Raw genomic sequence first — 21194 nt, 5'->3', positions numbered from 1 at the left:
ATCGCCCGGCCTTTCCTTTATTCAAAACGCAGGAGCCGCTCCAAACCAGCGGCCCGGAGCACCTTGACCGCCTGCTCCGGCACATTCCGCACCACTACTGTGCCTCCCAGCTCCGCCGTCCGCTTGTAGGCCCGCAGCAGCACCGCGATGCCAGAGCTATCCATGAAGGTTACGTCCCCCAGGTCCAGGACCAGATGTCTGGGCAGGCGAGTCCCCACCTCCCGGTCGATGCTCTCCATCAGTTCCCGGGCCCGGTGGTGATCCACCTCTCCTGCCAGGGAAATGCACAGCTCCCGGTCCTCCCCCGTGCAGCTCAGTTCCACAGCTTGTCCCCCCTCCCGGCATAAAAAATCGCAGTATACCAAATTTTGGTATACTGCGATTATAACCCTGTTTCTGTGATGAACCCGTCGAAAGTCAGGGGCTGGGATAAAGATCTCGTAGTTTTTGGTCAATCCACCCGTTCGATGGAGAATCCGTTTTTGTCGTTCTGCTTCACCTGATAGAGCGCCTTGTCAGCACGGTGGAAGGTATCTCGTAAATCCTCAGCGTCATAGACACGGGCGATGCCGATGGACAGGCCCGGACATATGAAATCGAAATTCGTTTCCTTGGCCACCATGGACAAAATTCTGCGGGCCACCGCGGCAATTTCATCTTCCCCTCGGGGGCCAGAGCACAGGATGGCAAACTCGTCTCCGCCTACGCGCCCCACCAGGTCCTGACCACGGACACTGGAGCGCAGAACCGTCGCTACCCTTCTGAGCACCTCATCTCCCGCCAGGTGACCGTGGTTATCGTTCACCTGCTTGAAATCGTCCAGATCCAACACAAAGCACCAGAAGGTTCCACCCTGCTTCACATATCGCGCTCCCTCTTCAAAGAAGGCCCGGTGGTTTAGTAGTCCGGTGAGAGAATCCTCCCGCGCCAGGCGGCGCATATGCTCCGCCAGACTCTGGGCCTCCCGGAGCTGCTTGGTAATGGTCTTGGGATAGTACTCCCCATCCTGCTGCTCCAAGTTAGGCATGGACTGGTGGAGGTGAACCACCCGCCAGTCCTCCCCAAATTTCTGATAGACCATACTGAACCGGGTGTCCATATCAGCACAGATTTCCCCGGTCTGGACAACACTCAGGTGCAGCCCACCGTATACCAGGCAGACCTCAGACCCCAGCTCCCGCTGCGCGTACCACTCGTCCACAATCTCCGGGTGAGCCACCTTCCGCTCCATGATTTCTTTTCCCAGAGCCTCAATGAGCTGCTGGCGGGTGGTGTAGTATTCATGCCGACCGGTGCCGATCACCACACAGTCTGGATCAATCCACTCCAGTACCTGGGATAGGGCTTCTGTCTCTTCCGCTATCAGATAGGCATGCCATAACTGCTGTGTGCGCTTGCATAGTTCCATCGTGTCTTCCTCCTGTGTGAAGGGGCCATTGTCCTGATTCACATGCCAGCCAGCTGCTCTTCCAGTTTCGCGATCACAGCAGTCAGCTTCTCCGCCCGCTCCCGCTCGGCTTCCACCACGTTGGCGGGGGCTTTGTTCACAAAGCCGGGGTTGTTCAGCTTGGTGCTGAGCTTGTCCAGCTCTGCCTTGTCCTTGCCCAGCTGCTTCTCCAGCCGTGCCTTCTCCTTTTCCATATCCACCAGCTCTGCCATGGGCATGGAGATGCGGGCGGCATGGGTGATAACGGTGACCATGCCCTTTGCGTTCTCCTCGCCGTCAGAACCCGCTCCGGACATGCCGGTGATGGTGACATCGCTGGCATAAGCCAAGCGCTTGAGGAAGGGAATGCCTGCCTCAAAGATCTCCCGCTCCAGGGTCGCCACAGTGAGGTGGGCCTTCTTGCTGGGGGGCACGTTCATCTCGGAGCGGCGGGTGCGCACGGCTCCGATGGCGTCCATAATCAGCTCCATCGCCTTCTCCTCCTGGGGGAAGTCCAGCTCCACATGGTGCTCAGGCCACTTCTGGAGCATGAGGAAGTCGCCCTCATGGGGCAGCGCCTGCCAGATCTCCTCGGTGAGGAAGGGCATGAAGGGGTGGAGAAGCTTAAGGATATCGGTGAGGACATAGCACAGCACCTTCTGGGCGTTCTCCTTGGCCTGCTGGTCCTCGCCCTGGAGCCGGGACTTGGTGAGCTCGATATACCAGTCGCAGTAGTCGTCCCAGATGAAGTCGTACACCTTCTGTGCCGCCACGCCCAGTTCGTACTTGTCCATGTTTTCGGTGACCTCGGGGATGACACGATTGAGCTTGGAGAGGATCCACTTGTCCTCCATCTCCAGGTGCTCGGGCAGCTCACACTTCTCGATGGTCAGGTTCATCATCAGGAAGCGGCTGGCGTTCCAGATCTTGTTGGCAAAGTTGCGCATAGCCTCACACCGCTCGGTGTAGAAGCGCATGTCGTTTCCGGGGGAGTTGCCGGTGACCAGGTTGAAGCGCAGGGCGTCGGCGCCGTACTGGTTGGCGATCTCCAGGGGATCGATGCCGTTGCCCAGGCTCTTGGACATCTTCCGTCCCTTGTCATCCCGGACCAGGCCGTGGATGAACACGGTGTGGAAGGGGGGCTTTCCGGTGTGCTCACAGCCGGAGAAGATCATCCGGGCCACCCAGAAGAAGATGATGTCGTAGCCGGTGACCAGCACGTCGGTGGGGTAGAAATACTTGAAGTCCTCGGTCTCCTCGGGCCAGCCCAGGGTGGAGAAGGGCCACAGGGCGGAGGAGAACCAGGTGTCCAGCACGTCCTCCTCCTGGACGATGTTCTTGGAGTGACAGCGCTCACACTCGGTGGGGTCCTCCTCGGACACGGTGATGTGGCCGCAGTCCTGGCAGGTCCAGGCGGGGATCTGATGGCCCCACCAGAGCTGACGGGAGATGCACCAGTCGTGGACGTTCTCCATCCAGTTGGTGTAGGTCTTGGAGAAGCGGTCGGGGACAAACTTGACCTCGCCGTCGTTGACCACCCGCAGGGCCTCCTTGGCCAGAGGCTCCATCTTCACGAACCACTGGGCGGAGATGAGTGGCTCCACGTCGCTGTGGCAGCGGTAGCAGGTGCCCACGTTGTGCTGGTGGGGCTCCACCTTCACCAGGTAGCCCTGCTCCTCCAGGTCGGCCACGATGGCCTTCCGGGCCTCGTAGCGGTCCATGCCGGAGTACTTGCCATAGCCCTCCACGATTTTTCCGTTGTCGTCAAGCACCCGAATGGTCTCCAGGTTCTGGCGCAGGCCCACCTCGTAGTCGTTGGGGTCGTGGGCGGGGGTCATCTTCACGCAGCCGGTACCGAACTCCATATCCACATACTCGTCGGCCACGATGGGCATCTCCCGGCCCACCAGGGGCAGGATGCACTTCTTGCCCACGATGTCCTTATACCGCTCATCGTCGGGGTGGACGGCCACACCGGTATCGCCCAGCATAGTCTCGGGCCGGGTGGTGGCCACGATCACATAGCGGCCCTCCTCGCCCTGGATGGGGTAACGGATGTGCCAGAAGTTGCCGGGCTTGTCCTGGTACTCCACCTCGGCATCGGAGAGGGCGGTGACGCAGTGGGGGCACCAGTTGATGATGCGGCTTCCCTTATAGATGAGGCCCTTCTTGTAGAGGGAGACAAAGACGTGGCGCACGGCCTTGGAGAGGCCCTCGTCCATGGTGAACCGGGAGCGCTCCCAGTCACAGGAGGCGCCCAGCTTCTTCTGCTGCTCCACGATGCGGTTGCCGTACTTGTTCTTCCAGTCCCACACCCGCTCCAGGAACTTCTCCCGGCCCAGGTCATAGCGGGTGAGGCCCTCGTTCTTCCGGAGCTCCTCCTCCACCTTGATCTGGGTGGCGATACCGGCGTGGTCAGTGCCGGGCACCCACAGAGCGGCGTAGCCCTCCATCCGCTTGAAGCGGATGAGGATATCCTGAAGGGTGGAATCCATGGCATGGCCCATATGGAGCTGGCCTGTCACGTTCGGGGGCGGCATAACGATGGTGAAGGGCTTCTTATCGGGGTCCCGGTGACCGGCAAAGCAGCCGTTCTTCTCCCACATCTCATAGATGCGCCCCTCCACCTCCTGGGGCTCATAGACCTTTGGCAATTCCTTGTTCATTGGTGTTTCACATCCTATATCTTATTCTATTTCGATTTCAGCGTTGGACCAGCCACACTGCATCACCGAAGGAGCGCCTGGAATTTTTCGGTCTCCAGTTCATAGCGCGCAGCCTTCCGGCCACACTGCTCCTCCAGAAATGCCGTCAGCTCTTCCGGCGTCCCGCCGGTCAGTCCGACCAGTGGAAAACAGATGCTGGCTGCCTTGTCGCAAGCGACCAGGCAGTAAGACTCGGAGCGGTAAAGACCGGTCACCTGATTGTAGTAAAACAGATCCCGTTCCTCCACATCCTGACCAGGCAGGGTGCTCCCTAGTGCCCGAAGGGTGCAGCCCTCCTCGTCGAAGGACACCACCAGCTCCTTTTCCGCCTCCTCCGGCGGCAAGGTCTGGGTCCTGGCCTTTTTGATATAATTGCGGGTGTCACTCCCTTGCACCTTGCTCACAGCTCTCCAGATCAGCAGCACCGCCGCAAATAGGAAGAAGAGTCGTGTGCCCAGCCCGTTCTGCTGGGTCACCGCCAATATCAGCGCCACCACAGCTACGACCAGCTCTGCCAACACCACGATCTTGAAGCTGCCGCCGGCGATCTCCCGGGCGCGTCTGAACAGGATATACTGCTCGGTGCATGCGTTAAAGGTCTTCCCAGTCATCCTGACCTCAAATCGGGCCATTCCCTTTCTACCGCCTTTCTGTCCCAGATACGAAAAACGCCCTGAAGCCTTTGGGCTTCAGGGCGGATCGCTCCGCGGTACCACCTGAATTCGGGCGCCTGGGCGTCCGCACTCTTTTATCCGTAACGTGGATGTACGCCGCGGCTTACCAGAATACCCGTGTATTCATTGGGCCGCAGAGCTCCAGGACCACCTTCCGCCCGCTCCGGAGAGCCTTGCACCGACCGGCCCCTCTCTGCATCCTGGAAACGAAACGTACTCTTTCCCCTCATCGCCTTTTAATCTGAGCGCAAAGCTACCCTCGCGGCCGGAACCGGCCCAGGCGCAGCCTTGCTCAGTAGACAATATTATAGGCAGGCATAGGCAAAAAGTCAAGTCATCATGCTTAAAACGTGGAATTTTCTCCCTTTCCCGCATTTAAAACTCCACAACACCGCGGTTTCGGTATAAAAAGGCCGGCGCGCGCCGCTCTGCGACGCGCTCCGGCCTTAAGTCAGAGAGAGATAGAAGGGGAAATACCGTTATTTGGCTGCGGTCCGGGCAGCCACCTTGTCCTTGCCAATAGTGGCACGCAGGATCATCAGTACTGCAAACATGGTGGCAAACGCGAGAATGAGGTTGATGACCACGTTCTGGATCAGGCCGGCCAGGATGTAGTTCACGAAAGAGACAGCGGCCACAGTCAGCGCGTAGGGCAGCTGGGTCTTCACGTGGTTGAGGTGGTAACACTGAGCGCCGGTGGAGGCCAGGATGGTGGTATCGGAGATGGGGGAGCAGTGATCGCCGCACACGGCGCCGGCCAAGCAGGCGCCCAGACCGATGGTGAGGATGGTGCCGGCGTCCACGCCGAAGGTGGCCACCACGATGGGGATCAGGATGCCGAAGGTGCCCCAGGAGGTGCCGGTGGCGAAGGCCAGGAACACGGACACCAGGAAGATGACGGCCGGCAGGAAGTTGGCCAGGGACTCGGCATAAGCCTGCATGAAGTGCTCCACAAAGTACTTGGCGCCCAGCAGGTCGTTGGTCACGCCGCTGATGGTCCAGGCGAAGGTCAGGATCAGGATGGCGGGCACCATGACCTTGAAGCCCTCGGCGATACAGTCGGTAACCTGAACAAAGCTCATGCTCCGGCGGAGCAGCAGGAAATAGATGAAGCAGAAGATGACCACAATGAAGGAGCCGTACATCAGGCCGTCAGCTGCGGTGCAGTTGGCGAAGGCGTCCAGCACATTCATGTAGGTACCGCTGTCGGGGGTGAAGAAGCCGCCGGTGAACAGCAGGCCGCTGACGCAGGAGACGATGAGCACGATGACAGGGATGATCAGATCGATGACCTTGCCGTTGGTGGAGTTCTTGCTCTCATCATCAGCACCCTCAAAGGGCCGCTCGGGGGTAGTGTAGATGTCGCCCCGCTTGGCGTTGTCCTCGTGGACCTTCATAGGACCAAAGTCCTCGTCAAAGACGGCCAGAGTGATCAGGGTGAAGATGGTCAGGATGGCGTAGTAGTTCCAGGGGATGGCGCTGATGAACAGCTGCAGGCCAGAAACACCTTCCATAGACTCAGCCACGCCGGACACCGCCGCCGCCCAGGAAGAGATGGGCATCATGATACAAACGGGAGCCGCGGTGGAGTCGATCATGTAGGCCAGCTTGGCACGGGAGATCTGGTGGCCGTCGGTCACCGGACGCATCACGTTACCGGTGGTCAGGTTGTTGAAGTAGTCGTCAACACCCAGCACCAAAGCCAGGATCATGGTGGCCAGCAGAGCGCCCCGACGGGTCTTGATGACCTTCTTGGCCCAGTTGCCGTAGGCCTTGGATCCGCCGGAGCGGTTCATCAGCACCACGATAAAGCCCAGGGACACCAGGAAGACCACGATGCCCATGTTGTCGCCCACTTTGGAGGCGATGGTGTCATACACACTGGTGACAGCCAACACAGGGTTAAAGTTGGCGTACAGGAAGCCACCCACCAGGCAGCCCAGGAACAGAGACGTATAAACTTCTTTGGTAATCAGGGCCAGCACAATGGCCAGCACGGGGGGCAGAAGCGACAGGGGCTGCGCGAAGAAATTGCTGACGTACTCGGTATCGCCCTCGGCGAAAGCGGTGGTCATCAGGAGCCCTGCCAGAGCTGCCACGACCAAAAGAAGGGGAATCAAATTCCTCTTGGTTCTACTCATGTTGTTCCTCCCTTTATCAACATATGCAGTTTTCAAGGTGTGGATTTAAATGCGTGAGTGTTGCTGTGCTGAGGTAACCAAACCAATTCCCACAGATAGGATAACACAAATTTTTGCAAATGACAAGCAATTTTCATAATAGCTTCTTTTTATAACATGTTCATTTTGTATTATATGACTATACTTGTCTGTTTTATTGCAAGATTTTGCATTTCTTTTTCGGTTTAAATTGCGAAGTCCTCTTGTGCAAAACATAAAAAGAGAGACGGGTTTCTACCCGTCTCTCTTGTATACAAATGGAATAAGTTCTTACTTACTAGCCATAGGAGCCGTATTCTTGGAAGTCACAGCGCGAATAATCATCAACACCGCAAACATGGAAACCAGCGCGATGATGAGATTGATGACTACGTTCTGGATGAGGCCGGCCAGGATGTGGTTGACGAAGGCCACCGCGGCCACGGTCACGGCGTAGGGGATCTGGGTCTTTACGTGGTTGAGGTGGTAGCACTGAGCGCCGGTGGAGGCCAGGATGGTGGTATCGGAGATGGGGGAGCAGTGGTCGCCCATGACCGCGCCGCCCAGGCAGGCGCCCAGACCCACGGTGAGGATGGTGCCGGCATCCACGCCGAAGGTGGCCACCACGATGGGGATCAGGATGCCGAAGGTGCCCCAGGAGGTGCCGGTGGCGAAGGCCAGGCCGCAGGCCACCAGGAAGATGACGCCGGGCAGGAAGTTGGCCAGGGACTCGGCAGAGCTCTTCATGGCCGCCTCGACGAAGAACTTGGCGCCCAGCAGATCGTTGGTCACGCCGCTGATGGCCCAGGCGAAGGTCAGGATCAGGATGGCGGGCACCATGATCTTGAAGCCCTCGGCGATACAGTCGGTGACCTGAACGAAGCTCATGCTCCGGCGAAGCACCAGGAAATAGATGAAGCAGAAGATGACCACGATGAAGGAACCGTACATCAGACCGCTGGCGGCAGAGCAGTTGGCAAAGGCGTCCATGACGTTCATGTAGGTACCGCTGTCGGGGGTGAAGAAGCCGCCGGTAAACAGCAGACCGCTGACGCAGGAGACGATGAGCACAATGACAGGGATGATCAGATCGATAACCTTGCCGTTGGTGGAGTTCTTGCTCTCATCATCAGCATCGGCATAGGGTCGCTCGGGGGTAGTGTAGATATCGCCCCGCTTGGCGTTGTCCTCGTGGACCTTCATGGGGCCAAAATCGATGTCGAAGACGGCCAGAATGATCAGGGTGAAGATGGTCAGGATGGCGTAGTAGTTCCAGGGGATGGCGCTGATGAACAGCTGCAGACCGGAAACACCCTCCATAGACTCAGCCACGCCGGACACCGCCGCCGCCCAGGAAGAGATGGGCATCATGATACAAACGGGAGCCGCGGTGGAGTCGATCATGTAGGCCAGCTTAGCGCGGGAGATCTTGTGACCGTCGGTCACCGGACGCATCACGTTACCGGTGGTCAGGTTGTTGAAGTAGTCGTCAACGCCCAGCACCAAAGCCAAGATCATGGTGGCCAGCAGAGCGCCCCGACGGGTCTTGATGACCTTCTTGGCCCAGTCGCCGTAGGCCTTGGAGCCGCCGGAGCGGTTCATCAGCACCACGATAAAGCCCAGGGACACCAGGAAGACCACGATGCCCATGTTGTCACCCACTTTGGAGGCGATCATATCATACACGCTGGTGACAGCCAACACAGGGTTGAAGTTGGCATACAGGAAACCGCCTACCAGGCAGCCCAGGAACAGAGACGTATAAACTTCCTTGGTAATCAGGGCCAACGCAATGGCCAGCACGGGGGGCAGAAGGGACAGGGGCTGCGCAAAGAAATTACTGACGTATTCCGCTTCGCCTTCAGCGAAGGCCGTGGTCATCAAAAGTCCGGTGATTGCCGCTAAAACCAGAATAAAGGGGATGAGCCTCCTCTTTGTGCCTTGCATGGTGAACCTCCCTTTCAAATGATGCGGTGATTGGAGACATTCTGCGCCGTGGACAGGATTCACGCTGTTTCCCAAACCGATCGCGAGTACAGGTGCCATACGAAGGTATTTGTGCAAAACCAAACCAATTCCCGTCTCTAACCCTACCAGCTTTTGTGCGAAATTACAAGTGTTGCCGTGTCAAATTTGAGTATAGTTTTTGTAAAGAACTTGTAAAATTTTTAAATTTATTCCAAAATTTCTATATAGATATCTTCTTTTCCAACTTTATCAATGGAAAAATCTTGTCCCTCTACCCTATGGTCTGACAAAGGCAGCAGATTCCAGAGCAGTTGGTGCAGAGATCCCGGTGAGAACCGTTCCCGCAGAGCGCCCATATCCAGATCCCGCTCCCGTTTGGACAGGCGTCGGCCGTCCGGAGCCAGCAGCAGTGGCACGTGGGCATAGACCGGCGCATGGTATCCCAACTGCTCCATGAGCCAGATCTGCCGGGCGGCAGAGTCCAGCAGGTCCCGCCCCCGCACCACCCGGGTCACTCCCATGAGGGCGTCGTCTACCGTCACCGCCAGCTGGTAACCATACACTCCATCGGCCCGGCGGATCACGAAGTCGCCGCAGTCTCGGGCCAGGTCAAAGGCTTGTTCGCCCTGGATGAGGTCCCGGAACCGGACGGCCTCGTGGGGAAGGGCAACCTTCCAGGCCGGCGCTTTCACCATGGCCCTTGCCTCCCGCTCCGCCCGGGAGAGGTCCCGGCAGGGGCAGTGGCCCAGATCCCGCTCCTCTCCGGGGTGGGGCGCCGAGGCGGCCAGCCGCTGGGCCCGGCTGCACCAACAGGGGTAGACCGCTTCCTGTGCCCGCAGCTGCTCAAAGGCTGCGTCATAAAGGGCGGTGCGCTCCCGCTGGCAATAGGGCCCGTCGGGTCCCCCTACACCGTAGCCCTCGTTCCAATCCAGACCCAGCCACCGCAGGTCCTCTACAATATGACCAATCCACCGTTCTCCTGTGCGGTCCGGGTCCAGGTCCTCCATCCGCAGGACCACCTTCCCCCCTACCGACCGGGCGTCCAACCAGGCCACATAGAAGGAAAACAGATTTCCCAGGTGCATCCGCCCGCTGGGGCTGGGGGCAAACCTTCCCTTTTCCGCCATATGCTCCACGCTCCTCTGCTTGTTCTCTCGATCCCATTGAGTGTACCACGGCCTGCCGTTTTTACAAGACCCTGTTTCTGCTTTTCCCTCTGCCCCGCTGCCCGCTTCCTCCCGACTTACGTATCCCTGCCCCCACGGCAGACCAGTCTTTCACCCCAAACTGACATAAAAAGGACCATTCGGCACACCGAATGGTCCTTTTTATGGTTCTTCTTACCGGTTGAGCTGGTGGATGCTCAGGCCCAGTCCGGCCTCCGCCGCCTCGCCCACAGCCTCGGCAAAGGTGGGGTGGGCATGGATCACCCGGGCCATGTCCTCCAGGGTCTCCCCTCTGGAGATGGCGGAGGTGAACTCCCCCACAAGGTCGGTGGCCCGCTCACACAGGAGCTGGGCCCCCAGGATCACGCCGGTTTCCCCGTCATAAACCACCTTGATAAAGCCCCGGCCGGCATCGGTGATGACGCTGCGGCTGTTGCTGCCGGTAAGATATTTGGCCGTTTTGACGGGGATACCCGCCTCCTTGCACTGGGCCTCGGTGCGGCCCACGGAGGCCATCTCCGGCCGGACGTAGACGCAGGAGGGCACCACGGAGAGGTCCATGGGCGGCTCCCGCCCCGCCAGCATGCTCACGGCGTTGATGCTCTGGGCGGCGGCGGCGTGGGCCAGCTGGATGCTCCCCTTCACCGCGTCGCCGATGGCGTAGATGCCGGGAACACAGGTCTGGAAGCGGTCGTCCACGGGGATGGCCCCCCGGTCCAGGCCCAGGTCCACCTCCGGGATACACAGCCCGTCGGTGTTTGCCCGGCGGCCGGTGGCCACCAGCACGGCGTCGGCGGTGACGGTCTCCGTTTTGTCCTTCACGGTGTAGGTGCAGATGAGGCCGTCCGGGCCTTGCTCCACCTGCTCCACCCGGGCCCCGGCGCACAGCTTCACGCCCTTCTTTTTCATGAGCATGCTCAGGCTCTGGGAGAGCTCCCGGTCCAGGGTGGGCAGGATGCGGTCCATGGCCTCCAGCACGGTGACCTCCGCTCCCAATGCTTGGTACAGCCCGGCGAACTCCATGCCGATGACACCTCCGCCGATGATGGCCAGGCGCCGGTAGAAGGTATCGCCGGTGAGGAGATCGTCGCTAGTGAGGACCCCGGGCAGGTCTAGCCCGGGCACCGGCGGCAGGGCGGGCCGGGAACCGGTGGCGATGAGGATGTTGGTCCCCTCCAGCACCTCCTCCCCCACCCGGACCCGGCCGGGTCCCAGGATGCAGGCGGTGCCGGTGATGCGGTCCACCTTGTTGCCCTTCAGCAGCCGCTCCACGCCGTCCCGGAGCTGGCCCACCACCTGATCCCGGCGCTTGCACATGGCGGGGTAGTCGAAGGAGACACCCTCCGCCCGCAGGCCGAAGGTCTCGCACGCCTTCATCTCCTCATACCGCTCGGCGGCGTGGATGAGGGCTTTCGTCGGGATGCACCCCCGGTTGAGGCAGGTGCCGCCCACGGCATCCCGCTCCACCAGGACAGTGCGTAGCCCCAGCTGGGCAGCCCGGATGGCGGCAGTGTAGCCGCCGGGGCCACCCCCGATGACAATGAGGTCCCAGCTCATGCCTCGCCCTCCGGCGGCGCATACCGCAGCACCGGGTGGCGAGCAGCCTTGACCTCGTCGGGCCGTCCGATGGGGGTGGTGTGGGGGGCGGTGTGGAGGGCCTCCGGGTCGGCGTCGGCCTGGATATCCCTGAGCACCGCTGCCGCTTCATCCAGAGTCTCCCGGGACTCGGTCTCGGTTGGCTCAAACATAAGGGCTTCCTCCACAATGAGGGGGAAATACATGGTGGGCGGGTGGATGCCGTGGTCGATAAGGGCCTTGGCCACATCCATGGCGGAAACACCGGTCTGTTTCTTCAGATCGTGGAGGGTGAGCACGAACTCGTGCATGCAGGGACCGTCGCCGTAGGCGATGTCGTAGGTTCCCCGCAGCTGCTCCCGCAGATAGTTGGCGTTGAGCACAGCTCCCTTGGCGGCCTCGGGGATGCCCTGGGCACCCAGGGTGAGGATATAGGCCAGGGCCTTCACCACCACGGTGAAGTTGCCGTAAAAGCCTTTGACGCTGCCGATGCTCTTGGCCGGGTCCTTGAACTCCAGGCCGTCGGCCCCCTCCTCCACGTGGAACACTGGCAGGAAGTCCTGAAGGAATTTCTTGCAGCCCACGGGGCCGGAGCCGGGACCGCCGCCACCGTGGGGGGTGGAGAAGGTCTTGTGGAGATTCAGGTGGACCAGGTCGAAGCCCATGTCGCCAGGGCGGACCACGCCCATGACGGCGTTGAGGTTGGCGCCGTCGTAGTAGCACAGGCCGCCGGCGTCGTGGACGATCTGGGTGATCTCCAGGATGTTGGGGTCGAAGAGGCCCAGGGTGTTGGGGTTTGTAAGCATGAAGGCGGCAGTATCGGGGCCGGCGGCGGCCTTCAGGGCCTCCAGATCCACACCGCCTTCCGGGTTGGAGGGCACGTTGACCACGGTAAAGCCACACATGGCGGCAGAGGCCGGGTTGGTGCCGTGGGCGGAGTCGGGGACCAGGATCTTGGTCCGGGCGGTATCCCCCCGGTCCAGGTGGTATTTCTTCACCATCAGCAATGCGGTAAATTCCCCGTGGGCGCCGGCGGCGGGCTGGAAGGTCATGGCGTCCATGCCGGTGATCTCGCATAAGAGCTCCTCGGCCAGATAGAAGACCTCCAGGCAGCCCTGGGCGGTGTCGGCGCTCTGGGTGGGGTGGACCCCGGTAAAGCCGGGCAGGGCGGAGAGCTCTTCATTGATGCGGGGATTGTACTTCATGGTGCAGGAGCCCAGGGGGTAGAAGCCGTTGTTCACCCCGTGGGCCCGCCGCTCCAGAGCGGAGTAGTGCCGGGTCAGATCCACCTCGGAGAGCTCCGGCAGGTCCAGAGGTGTCTCCCGCTCCATGCCCGCCATCAGGTGGGCGGGGGGCACATCCAGAGGGGGCAGCAGGTCGCAGCGGCGGCCCTTCCGGCTCTTTTCAAACAGCAGTTCCACTCATACCACCTCCCGAATGGCCTGGTCCAGGCCGTCGATCTCGTCCCTGGTATTCATCTCTGTGGCGCACCACAGCAGGTTGCCGTCCTCCAGGGGGAGGGGGCCCAGGATGCCCCGTTTGGCCAGGCCGCTGAGCAGCTTTTCCGGCCTGCAGGGGCAGGTGGTGACAAACTCATGGAAGTAGGGGCCGGGGTAGACCATGTCGAAGCCGGGCACGTCGCACACCTTCTGGGCGGCGTACCGGGCATGGGCCATGCAGCTCTCGGCCACCTGCCGCAGACCGTTGGGGCCCATGGCGGCCAGGTAGACGGCGGCGGTCATGGCGCACAGGGCCTGGTTGGAGCACACGTTGGAGGAGGCCTTCTCCCGGCGGATGTGCTGCTCCCGGGCCTGGAGGGTGAGGACGTAGGCCCGGCGGCCGTCGTGATCGGTGGTCTCGCCCACAATGCGGCCGGGCAGTTTCCGGGTGAGGGCGGAGGTGGCCGCCATAAAGCCCAGATAGGGGCCACCGAAGCTCAGGGGCATACCCAGGGGCTGTCCTTCCCCCACGGCGATGTCGGCACCGCACTCGCCTGGGGTTTTCAGCACCGCCATGGCGATGGGGTTGACCCCCATGATGAATTTGGCACCGGCGGCGTGGACGGTCTCACCCAGCTCCTTGGCCGACTCGATGCGGCCAAAGTAGTTGGGCTGCTGCAGGTAGAAGCAGGCCACGGTGTCGTCCAGCAGATCCGCCAGGGCCTGGGCGTCGGTAAAGCCGTTCTTCACCGGGACGGTCTTTACCTCCATGCCGTTTCCGAAGCAGTAGGTCTCCACCGTCCGGCGGACCATGGGGTGGGCGGCGGCGGAGATCAGGACGGTGCTCTGCTTCCACTCCCGGCACATGGCCACCGCCTCGGCGGCGGCAGAAGCGCCGTCGTAGATGGAGGCATTGGAGGCGTCCATGCCGGTGAGGGCGCAGATCATGGTCTGGTACTCAAAAATGGACTGGAGCACTCCCTGGGAGAGCTCAGCCTGATAGGGGGTATAGGCGGTGAGGAAGGTCTCCTTGCTTGTGACGCTCTTGACGATGGCAGGAATATAGTGCTTGTAGGCGCCCGCCCCCCGGAGCACCGAGGGGAAGACCGTGTTCTTGCCGGCGATGCTCTCCAGGATGCGCCGGACCTCCAGCTCGCTCTTGCCGTCGGGCAGGTCCAGGTGGTCCAGACGCATCTCCGGCGGCACCTGGGCATAGAGGTCGTCCACGCTCTGACAGCCGATGGCCTCCAGCATGGCCTGACGCTCTGCCTGGGTGGATGGCTGATAGCTTCCCATGTCCTTGGATCAGCTCCTTTCCGTTTTCTCTGCTGTGGTTCAGTCCTCCTGGGCGCAGTGGGCCTCATAGGCGGCAGCGTCCAGCAGCTCCTCCTGGTCGGTGATGTTCTCCACCTCCACCAGCCAGGCGCCGTAGGGGTCGGAGTTGATGGCCTCTGGGGTGTCCAGCAGGTCCTCATTGACCGCCTTCACGGTGCCGGTAACGGGGCTGTATACGTCGGAGACGGCCTTCACTGACTCTACATCGCCCAGGGCCTCGCCGCAGGTCAGGGCGTCCCCCACCTGAGGCAGGTTCACAAAGACCAGGTCTCCCAGAGCGTCCTGGGCGTGGTCGGTGAGGCCCACCTTGGCGGTGCCGTCGTCAGCGAAGAGGATCCACTCGTGGGACTTGGTATAGCGGAGATGATCAGGGGTATTCATGGTAAATTCCTCCTTATAGTACATTATTTATCATGTGTTCGGTTCAGTGCTTATAGAAGGGCAGGGGCACCACCTTACAGGGCACCCGGCGGCCCCGGACGTCCACCTCCACCTGGGTGCCCACGGCGGCGTCCGCCGGGGCCAGATAGGCCATGGCGATGGCCTTGCCCAAGAAGGGGGCGTGGGTGCCGGAGGTGGTCTGCCCCGCCAGCCGGTCGCCGATGTAGACGTCCTGGTGCTCCCGAACGATGCCCCGACCGGTGACCTCCAGGCCCACCCGGGTCCTGGTGAGGGGCAGCCGGCCCTCCAGGCCCACCTTGCCGATGAAATCGTCCTTGTTCAGCTTGATGGCGAAGTCCAGACCCGCCTCCAGGGGGCCTATGTCGTCGGTGAGCTCATGCCCATAGAGGGGCATGGCGGCCTCCAGCCGCAGGGTGTCCCGGGCACCCAGGCCGCAGGGGACGAGCCCCAGGTCCTTCCCCGTCTCCAGCAGCAGGTCCCACAGGGCAGGCCCCTCCCCGGCGGCGCAGTAGAGCTCGTAGCCGAACTCACCGGTGTAGCCGGTGCGGGATATGAGGCACTGGATGCCGCCCACCGTGATCTGGGGGATAAAGCTGTAATACTTCTTGGGTAGGTCCTCCTCTCCCACCAGCTTCAGGAGGATTTCCTTGGACCTGGGCCCCTGGAGGGCCACTTGGGCCACAGTATCCGAAATGTCCTCCATTTTGCAGTCCCCAAAGAGGTGTTCCGCCATCCAGGCGGCATCCTTATCCTTGTTGGCGGCGTTGACCACCACCAGGTAGGCCCCCTCCCGGACCTTGTAGACGATGAGATCGTCCACGCAGCCACCGGCGTCGTTGCACATGGGGGAGTAGCGGACCTGGCCGTCGGTCATGTTGGTGAAGTCGTTGGTGAGCATATGGTTGAGGTTTTTGAGGGCGTCCGGGCCGGTGAATACCAGCTCCCCCATGTGGGAGACGTCGAAGAGCCCGGCGGCGGTGCGGACGGCCATGTGCTCGGCGATGACACCGGTGGGGTACTGGACCGGCAGCAGGTAACCCGCAAAGGGGACGATTTTCCCGCCCAGCGCCACATGGCGGTCGTAAAGCGGCGTCTTCTTTTCCATTGGCGATCCCTTCTTTCTCAAAATTGGTAGGACAAAAAATGCAAAGCGGAGGCGCGCCAAGCAAAGGCACGCCTCCGTCTTCTCACCTGAAAGATTCTTTGCCCCGGCAGAGCAAATTGCTTCTTCGGTCCGCCGGGGCACGCGCCCCTTTGGTCTTCGGAGTTTCGTCCGGCACCGGTACTTTTGCCTGAGAGTTTTTCTGCCAATCCCCTTCGGCGCCGCCTGAGCGGTCTCTCCCGATGCCATCATTCGAACGTATTCTGTTCATTCTCAGTATACCGGATGCATCCAATCTTTTCAAGGAGGAATTGCATCAGATCTGCCCATAACTTCACCTTGGCGCTTTTATTGGCAGGGCCAATTTATTTATTTCCTATATATTTGTTCCACATATCAGAACATATTCTATTTTAAATATTCCAAACTAATTATAGCTAAAACATGTTATTTTTTTATAATTATTAAGTTATATTAAAATAAAATAATTATTTATTTTTATTTCCCTCATTTTTCTATTGACTTATTTGTGTAAAATGATATACTTCAAACCGGGAACAACATCCGTAAACCGGGCCTTGGCCCGTTCATTTCCGCTGAGAAAGGAGCATCACCATGGAACGGATCACCCAGGAGAATTATGGACTTTACATCAACGGCAAGTGGGTCCCCGCCGGCGACGGCGCCACCTTTGAGACCCGCTGCCCCGCCAACGGCGAACATCTGGCTACCTGCGCCCAAGCCACCAAAGAGGATGTGGATACCGCTGTCACCGCGGCCTGGGAAGCCTTCAAGACCTGGAAGAACATCACCACCAATGAGCGGGCCGCCATTCTGAACAAGGTGGCCGACATCATCGAGCAGAACGCCGAACATCTGGCCATGGTGGAGTCTCTGGATAACGGCAAGCCCATCCGCGAGACCATGGCCATCGATATCCCCTATTCTGTCCGCCACTTCCGCTACTTCGCCGGCTGTATCATGGCCGAGGAGGGCTCCGCCAACATTCTGGAGGGAAGCACCCTCTCCCTGATCCTCCGAGAGCCCATCGGTGTGGTGGGGCAGATCGTGCCCTGGAACTTCCCCTTCCTGATGGCCGCCTGGAAACTGGCCCCTGTGTTGGCTGCCGGCTGCTGCACCGTCTTTAAGCCCTCCAGCGACACCCCCCTGAGCGTGCTGGAGCTGGCCCGTCTGACCCAGGACGTGATCCCCGCCGGCGTTTTCAACGTCATTACCGGCTCCGGCTCCAAGGCCGGACAGTACATTCTGGACCACCCCGGCTTCCGGAAGCTGGCCTTTACCGGCTCCACCGAGGTGGGTCGCAACGTGGCCCGGGCCGCCGCTGAGCGGCTCATCCCCTCCACCCTGGAGCTGGGCGGCAAGAGCGCCAACATCTACTTCGACGACTGCAAGTGGGACATGGTCATGGACGGCGTGCAGCTGGGCATCCTCTTCAACCAGGGCCAGGTCTGCTGTGCCGGCTCCCGCGTCTTTGTCCAGGACACCATCTATGATAAGTTCGTGGAGGAGGCCGCCCGCCGCTTCAACCAGGTCAAGGTTGGCATGCCCTGGGAAAAGGACACCCAGATGGGCGCCCAGATCAACGAGAACCAGGTCAAGAAGATCCTGAACTACATCGAGATCGGCAAGCAGGAGGGCGCCAAGGTGGCCTGCGGCGGTGAACGCGCCACCGAGGGCGATCTGGCCAAGGGCTGCTTCATGAAGCCCACCCTGCTGGTGGACGTGGACAACAAGATGCGGGTGGCCCAGGAGGAGATCTTTGGGCCGGTGGCCTGTGTCATCAAGTTCCACGACGAGGACGAGGTCATCGCCATGGCCAATGACAGCAGCTACGGCCTGGGCGGTGCCGTCTGGACCCGGGACATCAACCGGGCCATCCGGGTCTCCCGCGGCATCGAGACCGGCCGTATGTGGGTCAACACCTACAACGCCATCCCCGAGGGCGCCCCCTTCGGCGGTTACAAGGCCTCCGGCATCGGACGCGAGACCCACAAGGTCATCCTGGAGCACTACACCCAGATGAAGAACATCATGATCAACCTCTCCGAAGCCCCCTCTGGCTTCTATCCCGACAAGTAAGCAAAACTGCAAAAAGTCCGGCGCGGAACACCGCGCCGGACTTTTTTGTCCTCTTGTGAAACATTTTCCACCGGGATAGGATATTTAGAGTGAAATGCATTTCAAGGAGACGCGCTATGATGACAGACCAACAGTTCACGCTCCTGGCCCAGCGGTATATGGACACCATTTTCCGGCTGGCGTTCCACTACACCAAAAGCCGGACGGAGGCGGACGACATCACGCAGGAAGTGCTCCTCAAGCTCTATCGGACGGACAAGTCCTTTGAGAGTGAGGCTCACATCAAGCACTGGCTGCTCCGGGTGACCATCAACGCCTGCAAAAAGGCGCTCCTGTCTCCCTGGCGGCGGACAGAGCCTATTGGGGACCATATGTCATCTCTCCCCTTCCCCAGCCCGGAACACAGTGAGCTGATGGACGCAGTCCTGGCTCTACCCGCCAAGTACCGGGTCCCCATCTATCTGCACTACTACGAGGACTACTCCTGCGACGAGGTGGCCGCCCTCCTCCACATCCCCAGCGCAACGGTCCGCACCCGCCTGCGGCGGGCCCGGGCCCTGCTGAAAATCGATCTTCAGGAGGTGAAGGAGCATGTTTGACAAGAAAATCTATCGGGAGGCCGTGTCCTCCCTCCACGCCTCCGAGGAGATCCTTCAGGAGGTCCAAACCATGACACATCAGAAAAAAAAGCCCTTTCGGCTGTCCAGAGCCATCGCCCTGGCCGCCGTCATCACCGCGCTGTGCACCGTGGCCACCATGGCGGCGACGGGTTTCATCCGTTTCGAAAATCCCGGCGCCATGCTCCGAGCTTTCTTTGGAGAAAACGTGGATTCCAGCGAGGGCATCGTGGAATACGACGAAACCGGCAGGCTGATCACCAACATCCCGGCCTGGGAGCGGCTGCCCCTGGATGAGACCGTCGCCCGGGAGCTGGTGGCCCCCTATCTCTTCGCCGCCGGTGAGCAGGCGGTGTATGGGGACTATACCCTGACGGTGGAGGCCGGGCTGTACGACCCGGTCGTGAGGGCGGGCCTGCTCTACTGTCGGGTGGAACATCCCGGCGGGGTAAGCGGATACGAGGTATTTCCCGACGGGGAGCTGTGGTGGCCGGAGGATGCTCCAGTGTTCACCATGACCACCGCAGCCAGCAGGACCTATCTGGACACCGCCTTCACCACCGATGACACACTCTGGCTGTGCACCTACTTCATTACGGACGATCCCAGCCTCCAGGCATCCATCGGCGACGGCCAGAACCGTCTGGATATGTCCACAGTCACAGTGGCGCTGCCGGAGAGCGGCGGCCTGGCGGACGTGACGCTGGCGGAGGGCGCCGTCACCCTCTCCCCCATCGGCATCCGCATCGACGAAACGGCTCTGGGGCTGCCGCAGGACAGCGACATCGATCGGCTGATCCTCCACTACGCCGATGGCTCGGACTACACGGTGGAGGATGACGAGGCCTTTGTCTCCAACCGCACCTATGCTCTCATCGACCAGGGGAGCTCCATCTATACCTTCAACCGCATCGTGGATACCCAGGCGGTGGTCTCGGTGACCATCGACGACGTTCAGTATCCCATATCGGAATAGCAACCGTAAAAGGGCCCTGCCCCGGAAAACATTTTCCGGGGCAGGGCCCTTCACTCAATGGTACCAAATCACCAGCAAGGTCCCTTTCCGGACGGCCACCCGGCTCTCCACGCCGGTAAACTCATTGCTCACACCCAGTGGAAAATCACAGGTGAGGACGGCATCCTTCAGGGGATACTTGAGGCCCTCCAGGGTGACCCCCTCCGCCCGGTCCCCCTGGCAGAATACCGAGATCGTCCCCCGGTGGTCCGCCGAAAAGGCCATGGAGCCGTCGGTGACTGCGGCGGCGGTCCAGTTCTCCCCCACCAGGAAGCCCCGTCCACCCCGTGTGGAGAGCCACACCAGGGACTGGAGGTTGGCCAGGGTGTGGTCCACCCGTCCTCCGGTGCCGCCGTAGAGCCGGAAGGTACGGTAGCCCCGATCCCAGCCCAGCCGGATGGCGGCCATGGTATCGGTGTCGTCCTTCTCCACCGGCAGATCCACCACCTTGGGGTGGTCGGGCCGGAATCCCATGGAGTCGAAGTCCCCCACCACCAGGTCCATGTCGGTTCCGCGGGACGTGAGTGTCCCGTAGCCGCCGTCGGCGGCAATGACAAAGTCCTCCGCTCCCGGCGTAAAATCCCGGTCGTAAAAGGCCCCCGCCCCCACAATATAACATGTCCCGTCCTGATTCATAACGCTCCCGCCTCTCTCTGCTCGCCTGACTATCAATAGACATTATCATACTCCACAGGACCAGTCCTGTCCAGTGTCGGGCCTCCCGCCTTGCAAAATTCCATCTTCCGTGGTATAACTGGTCCACAAAGGAATACCGGAAAGGTGGTTTTTCCACATGTTTCGTGAGATGAGGCGAAAAAATCAAGTTCTTTCCCATGAGGAGTGCCTGGCCGTGCTGGACCGGGGCACCTCCGGGGTGTTGGCCGTCCAGGGCGACAACGGCTATCCCTATGCCGTTCCCCTGAGCTACGTCTACGAGAACGGTAAGCTCTGGTTCCACTGTGCCCGAGAGGGCCACAAGCTGGACGCCATCCTTCGGGACCCCAAGGTCTCCTTCTGCGTGGTGGACCGGGACCAGGTGGTCCCTCTGGAGTACACCACCTACTTCCGCAGCGTCGTTCTCTTCGGGAAGGCCAGGGTGCTGGAGGACCCGACGGAGATCCGTGCCGCCCTGGAGAAGCTGGCCCTCCGCTATGCTCCCGAGGACAGCGAGGCCCACCGGGAGGCGATTCTGGAAAAGGAGCTGCCCGCCGTGGTCATGGTGGAGGTCACCGTGGAGCACCTGTCCGGCAAGGAGGCCATCGAGCTGGTCCGCAGCCGCCACGCGCTGGAGTGAGATACAAAAGGAGGTCCCTGCCCACAACGGGCAGGGACCTCCTTTTGTTATTTCCGCTTTCCGCAGCTCTGGCCACAGGAGGCACAGTCTCCACCGCAGCCTCCGCCGCAGCAGCCGCACTCGCCCCGGAGCTGTCGCCGGATGTGGCGGACCAGGTAGACCGCCGCCCACAGGATGAGCAGGGCCACGGCGGCATAGATGACGTATTTCATAGTCT

At 60.8% G+C, this 21194-nt stretch carries 18 protein-coding genes, 1 riboswitch and 1 other annotated feature; of the genes, 4 read left to right on the top strand and 14 right to left on the bottom strand.

Going from position 1 to position 21194, the window contains the following annotated elements; genetic code table 11:
• Positions 1-17: 17 nt before the first annotated feature.
• From ACTNBK_RS10900 to gcvT, 12 genes are all read right to left on the bottom strand, one after another.
• Positions 18-323, bottom strand: a complete 306-nt coding sequence (locus ACTNBK_RS10900) for an anti-sigma factor antagonist (RefSeq protein WP_441146032.1) — start codon at positions 321-323, stop codon at positions 18-20.
• A gap of 128 nt (positions 324-451) precedes the next feature.
• Entirely contained in the window at positions 452-1408 is a 957-nt protein-coding gene (locus ACTNBK_RS10895) for a diguanylate cyclase (protein WP_441146030.1), read from the bottom strand.
• Positions 1409-1446: 38 nt separating this feature from the next.
• Positions 1447-4092, bottom strand: a complete 2646-nt coding sequence (locus tag ACTNBK_RS10890) for a valine--tRNA ligase (RefSeq protein WP_441146028.1) — start codon at positions 4090-4092, stop codon at positions 1447-1449.
• 62 nt (positions 4093-4154) lie between these two features.
• The gene (locus ACTNBK_RS10885; protein WP_441146026.1) at positions 4155-4763 is read right to left on the bottom strand and encodes a hypothetical protein; all 609 of its coding nucleotides are present in this window, start codon (positions 4761-4763) and stop codon (positions 4155-4157) included.
• Between the two features lie 55 nt (positions 4764-4818).
• Positions 4819-5044 (bottom strand) — a binding site (T-box leader).
• A gap of 240 nt (positions 5045-5284) precedes the next feature.
• Complete coding sequence (locus tag ACTNBK_RS10880) at positions 5285-6946, bottom strand: Na+/H+ antiporter NhaC family protein (RefSeq protein WP_441146024.1); 1662 nt, start codon at positions 6944-6946, stop codon at positions 5285-5287.
• A 309-nt stretch (positions 6947-7255) separates the two neighbouring features.
• Positions 7256-8911: a Na+/H+ antiporter NhaC family protein gene (locus tag ACTNBK_RS10875; RefSeq protein WP_441146022.1), complete on the bottom strand. Its 1656-nt coding sequence runs from the start codon at positions 8909-8911 to the stop codon at positions 7256-7258.
• A gap of 227 nt (positions 8912-9138) precedes the next feature.
• The gene (gene gluQRS, locus ACTNBK_RS10870) at positions 9139-10059 is read right to left on the bottom strand and encodes a tRNA glutamyl-Q(34) synthetase GluQRS (RefSeq protein ID WP_441146020.1); all 921 of its coding nucleotides are present in this window, start codon (positions 10057-10059) and stop codon (positions 9139-9141) included.
• Between the two features lie 213 nt (positions 10060-10272).
• Positions 10273-11655, bottom strand: coding sequence for a dihydrolipoyl dehydrogenase (gene lpdA / locus ACTNBK_RS10865; protein WP_441146019.1), 1383 nt, complete (start codon positions 11653-11655; stop codon positions 10273-10275).
• The gene (gene gcvPB, locus ACTNBK_RS10860; RefSeq protein ID WP_441146017.1) at positions 11652-13094 is read right to left on the bottom strand and encodes an aminomethyl-transferring glycine dehydrogenase subunit GcvPB; all 1443 of its coding nucleotides are present in this window, start codon (positions 13092-13094) and stop codon (positions 11652-11654) included. The genes lpdA and gcvPB overlap by 4 nt, the downstream gene beginning before the upstream one ends.
• Complete coding sequence (gene gcvPA, locus ACTNBK_RS10855) at positions 13095-14408, bottom strand: aminomethyl-transferring glycine dehydrogenase subunit GcvPA (protein WP_441146015.1); 1314 nt, start codon at positions 14406-14408, stop codon at positions 13095-13097.
• 39 nt (positions 14409-14447) lie between these two features.
• Positions 14448-14828, bottom strand: coding sequence for a glycine cleavage system protein GcvH (gcvH, locus tag ACTNBK_RS10850; RefSeq protein ID WP_441146013.1), 381 nt, complete (start codon positions 14826-14828; stop codon positions 14448-14450).
• A gap of 43 nt (positions 14829-14871) precedes the next feature.
• Complete coding sequence (gcvT, locus tag ACTNBK_RS10845) at positions 14872-15954, bottom strand: glycine cleavage system aminomethyltransferase GcvT (RefSeq protein ID WP_441146011.1); 1083 nt, start codon at positions 15952-15954, stop codon at positions 14872-14874.
• Between the two features lie 165 nt (positions 15955-16119).
• A riboswitch (glycine riboswitch) is annotated at positions 16120-16203 on the bottom strand.
• A gap of 363 nt (positions 16204-16566) precedes the next feature.
• Here gcvT and ACTNBK_RS10840 point away from each other — a divergent pair.
• The 3 genes from ACTNBK_RS10840 (at position 16567) to ACTNBK_RS10830 (ending at position 19644) form a co-directional block, all read left to right on the top strand.
• Positions 16567-18051, top strand: a complete 1485-nt coding sequence (locus tag ACTNBK_RS10840; RefSeq protein ID WP_441146009.1) for an aldehyde dehydrogenase family protein — start codon at positions 16567-16569, stop codon at positions 18049-18051.
• 116 nt (positions 18052-18167) lie between these two features.
• Positions 18168-18650, top strand: coding sequence for an RNA polymerase sigma factor (locus ACTNBK_RS10835; RefSeq protein ID WP_441146007.1), 483 nt, complete (start codon positions 18168-18170; stop codon positions 18648-18650).
• Complete coding sequence (locus tag ACTNBK_RS10830) at positions 18643-19644, top strand: hypothetical protein (protein WP_441146005.1); 1002 nt, start codon at positions 18643-18645, stop codon at positions 19642-19644. The genes ACTNBK_RS10835 and ACTNBK_RS10830 overlap by 8 nt, the downstream gene beginning before the upstream one ends.
• Positions 19645-19698: 54 nt before the next feature.
• Here ACTNBK_RS10830 and ACTNBK_RS10825 read toward each other — a convergent pair whose 3' ends face one another.
• Positions 19699-20319, bottom strand: a complete 621-nt coding sequence (locus ACTNBK_RS10825; protein WP_441146003.1) for a thiamine diphosphokinase — start codon at positions 20317-20319, stop codon at positions 19699-19701.
• A 157-nt stretch (positions 20320-20476) separates the two neighbouring features.
• Here ACTNBK_RS10825 and ACTNBK_RS10820 point away from each other — a divergent pair, with 157 nt between their 5' ends.
• Positions 20477-20977 carry a pyridoxamine 5'-phosphate oxidase family protein gene (locus tag ACTNBK_RS10820; RefSeq protein ID WP_441146001.1) on the top strand — a complete coding sequence of 167 codons (501 nt, stop codon included), beginning with the start codon at positions 20477-20479 and terminating at the stop codon, positions 20975-20977.
• A gap of 47 nt (positions 20978-21024) precedes the next feature.
• Here ACTNBK_RS10820 and ACTNBK_RS10815 read toward each other — a convergent pair whose 3' ends face one another.
• Positions 21025-21189, bottom strand: a complete 165-nt coding sequence (locus ACTNBK_RS10815) for a hypothetical protein (protein ID WP_441145999.1) — start codon at positions 21187-21189, stop codon at positions 21025-21027.
• Positions 21190-21194 lie beyond the last annotated feature (5 nt).

The sequence above is a fragment of the Intestinimonas sp. HCP28S3_D6 genome, from assembly GCF_052065695.1.
Lineage (GTDB): Bacteria > Bacillota > Clostridia > Oscillospirales > Oscillospiraceae > Intestinimonas.
The sequence above is the reverse complement of the archived record's forward strand: the minus strand, read 5'-3'. Positions and strand labels throughout refer to the sequence as shown.

Excerpts from the sequence above, each read along its gene's own strand:
- ACTNBK_RS10820 (WP_441146001.1), top strand. The coding sequence starts at position 20,477 with ATGTTTCGTGAGATGAGGCGAAAAAATCAAGTTCTTTCCCATGAGGAG.
- lpdA (WP_441146019.1), bottom strand. The coding sequence starts at position 11,655 with ATGAGCTGGGACCTCATTGTCATCGGGGGTGGCCCCGGCGGCTACACT.
- ACTNBK_RS10890 (WP_441146028.1), bottom strand. The coding sequence starts at position 4,092 with ATGAACAAGGAATTGCCAAAGGTCTATGAGCCCCAGGAGGTGGAGGGG.
- ACTNBK_RS10895 (WP_441146030.1), bottom strand. The coding sequence starts at position 1,408 with ATGGAACTATGCAAGCGCACACAGCAGTTATGGCATGCCTATCTGATA.
- gcvPA (WP_441146015.1), bottom strand. The coding sequence starts at position 14,408 with ATGGGAAGCTATCAGCCATCCACCCAGGCAGAGCGTCAGGCCATGCTG.
- ACTNBK_RS10815 (WP_441145999.1), bottom strand. The coding sequence starts at position 21,189 with ATGAAATACGTCATCTATGCCGCCGTGGCCCTGCTCATCCTGTGGGCG.
- ACTNBK_RS10830 (WP_441146005.1), top strand. The coding sequence starts at position 18,643 with ATGTTTGACAAGAAAATCTATCGGGAGGCCGTGTCCTCCCTCCACGCC.
- ACTNBK_RS10825 (WP_441146003.1), bottom strand. The coding sequence starts at position 20,319 with ATGAATCAGGACGGGACATGTTATATTGTGGGGGCGGGGGCCTTTTAC.
- ACTNBK_RS10835 (WP_441146007.1), top strand. The coding sequence starts at position 18,168 with ATGATGACAGACCAACAGTTCACGCTCCTGGCCCAGCGGTATATGGAC.
- gluQRS (WP_441146020.1), bottom strand. The coding sequence starts at position 10,059 with ATGGCGGAAAAGGGAAGGTTTGCCCCCAGCCCCAGCGGGCGGATGCAC.
- ACTNBK_RS10840 (WP_441146009.1), top strand. The coding sequence starts at position 16,567 with ATGGAACGGATCACCCAGGAGAATTATGGACTTTACATCAACGGCAAG.
- gcvT (WP_441146011.1), bottom strand. The coding sequence starts at position 15,954 with ATGGAAAAGAAGACGCCGCTTTACGACCGCCATGTGGCGCTGGGCGGG.
- gcvH (WP_441146013.1), bottom strand. The coding sequence starts at position 14,828 with ATGAATACCCCTGATCATCTCCGCTATACCAAGTCCCACGAGTGGATC.
- ACTNBK_RS10875 (WP_441146022.1), bottom strand. The coding sequence starts at position 8,911 with ATGCAAGGCACAAAGAGGAGGCTCATCCCCTTTATTCTGGTTTTAGCG.
- ACTNBK_RS10885 (WP_441146026.1), bottom strand. The coding sequence starts at position 4,763 with ATGGCCCGATTTGAGGTCAGGATGACTGGGAAGACCTTTAACGCATGC.
- ACTNBK_RS10880 (WP_441146024.1), bottom strand. The coding sequence starts at position 6,946 with ATGAGTAGAACCAAGAGGAATTTGATTCCCCTTCTTTTGGTCGTGGCA.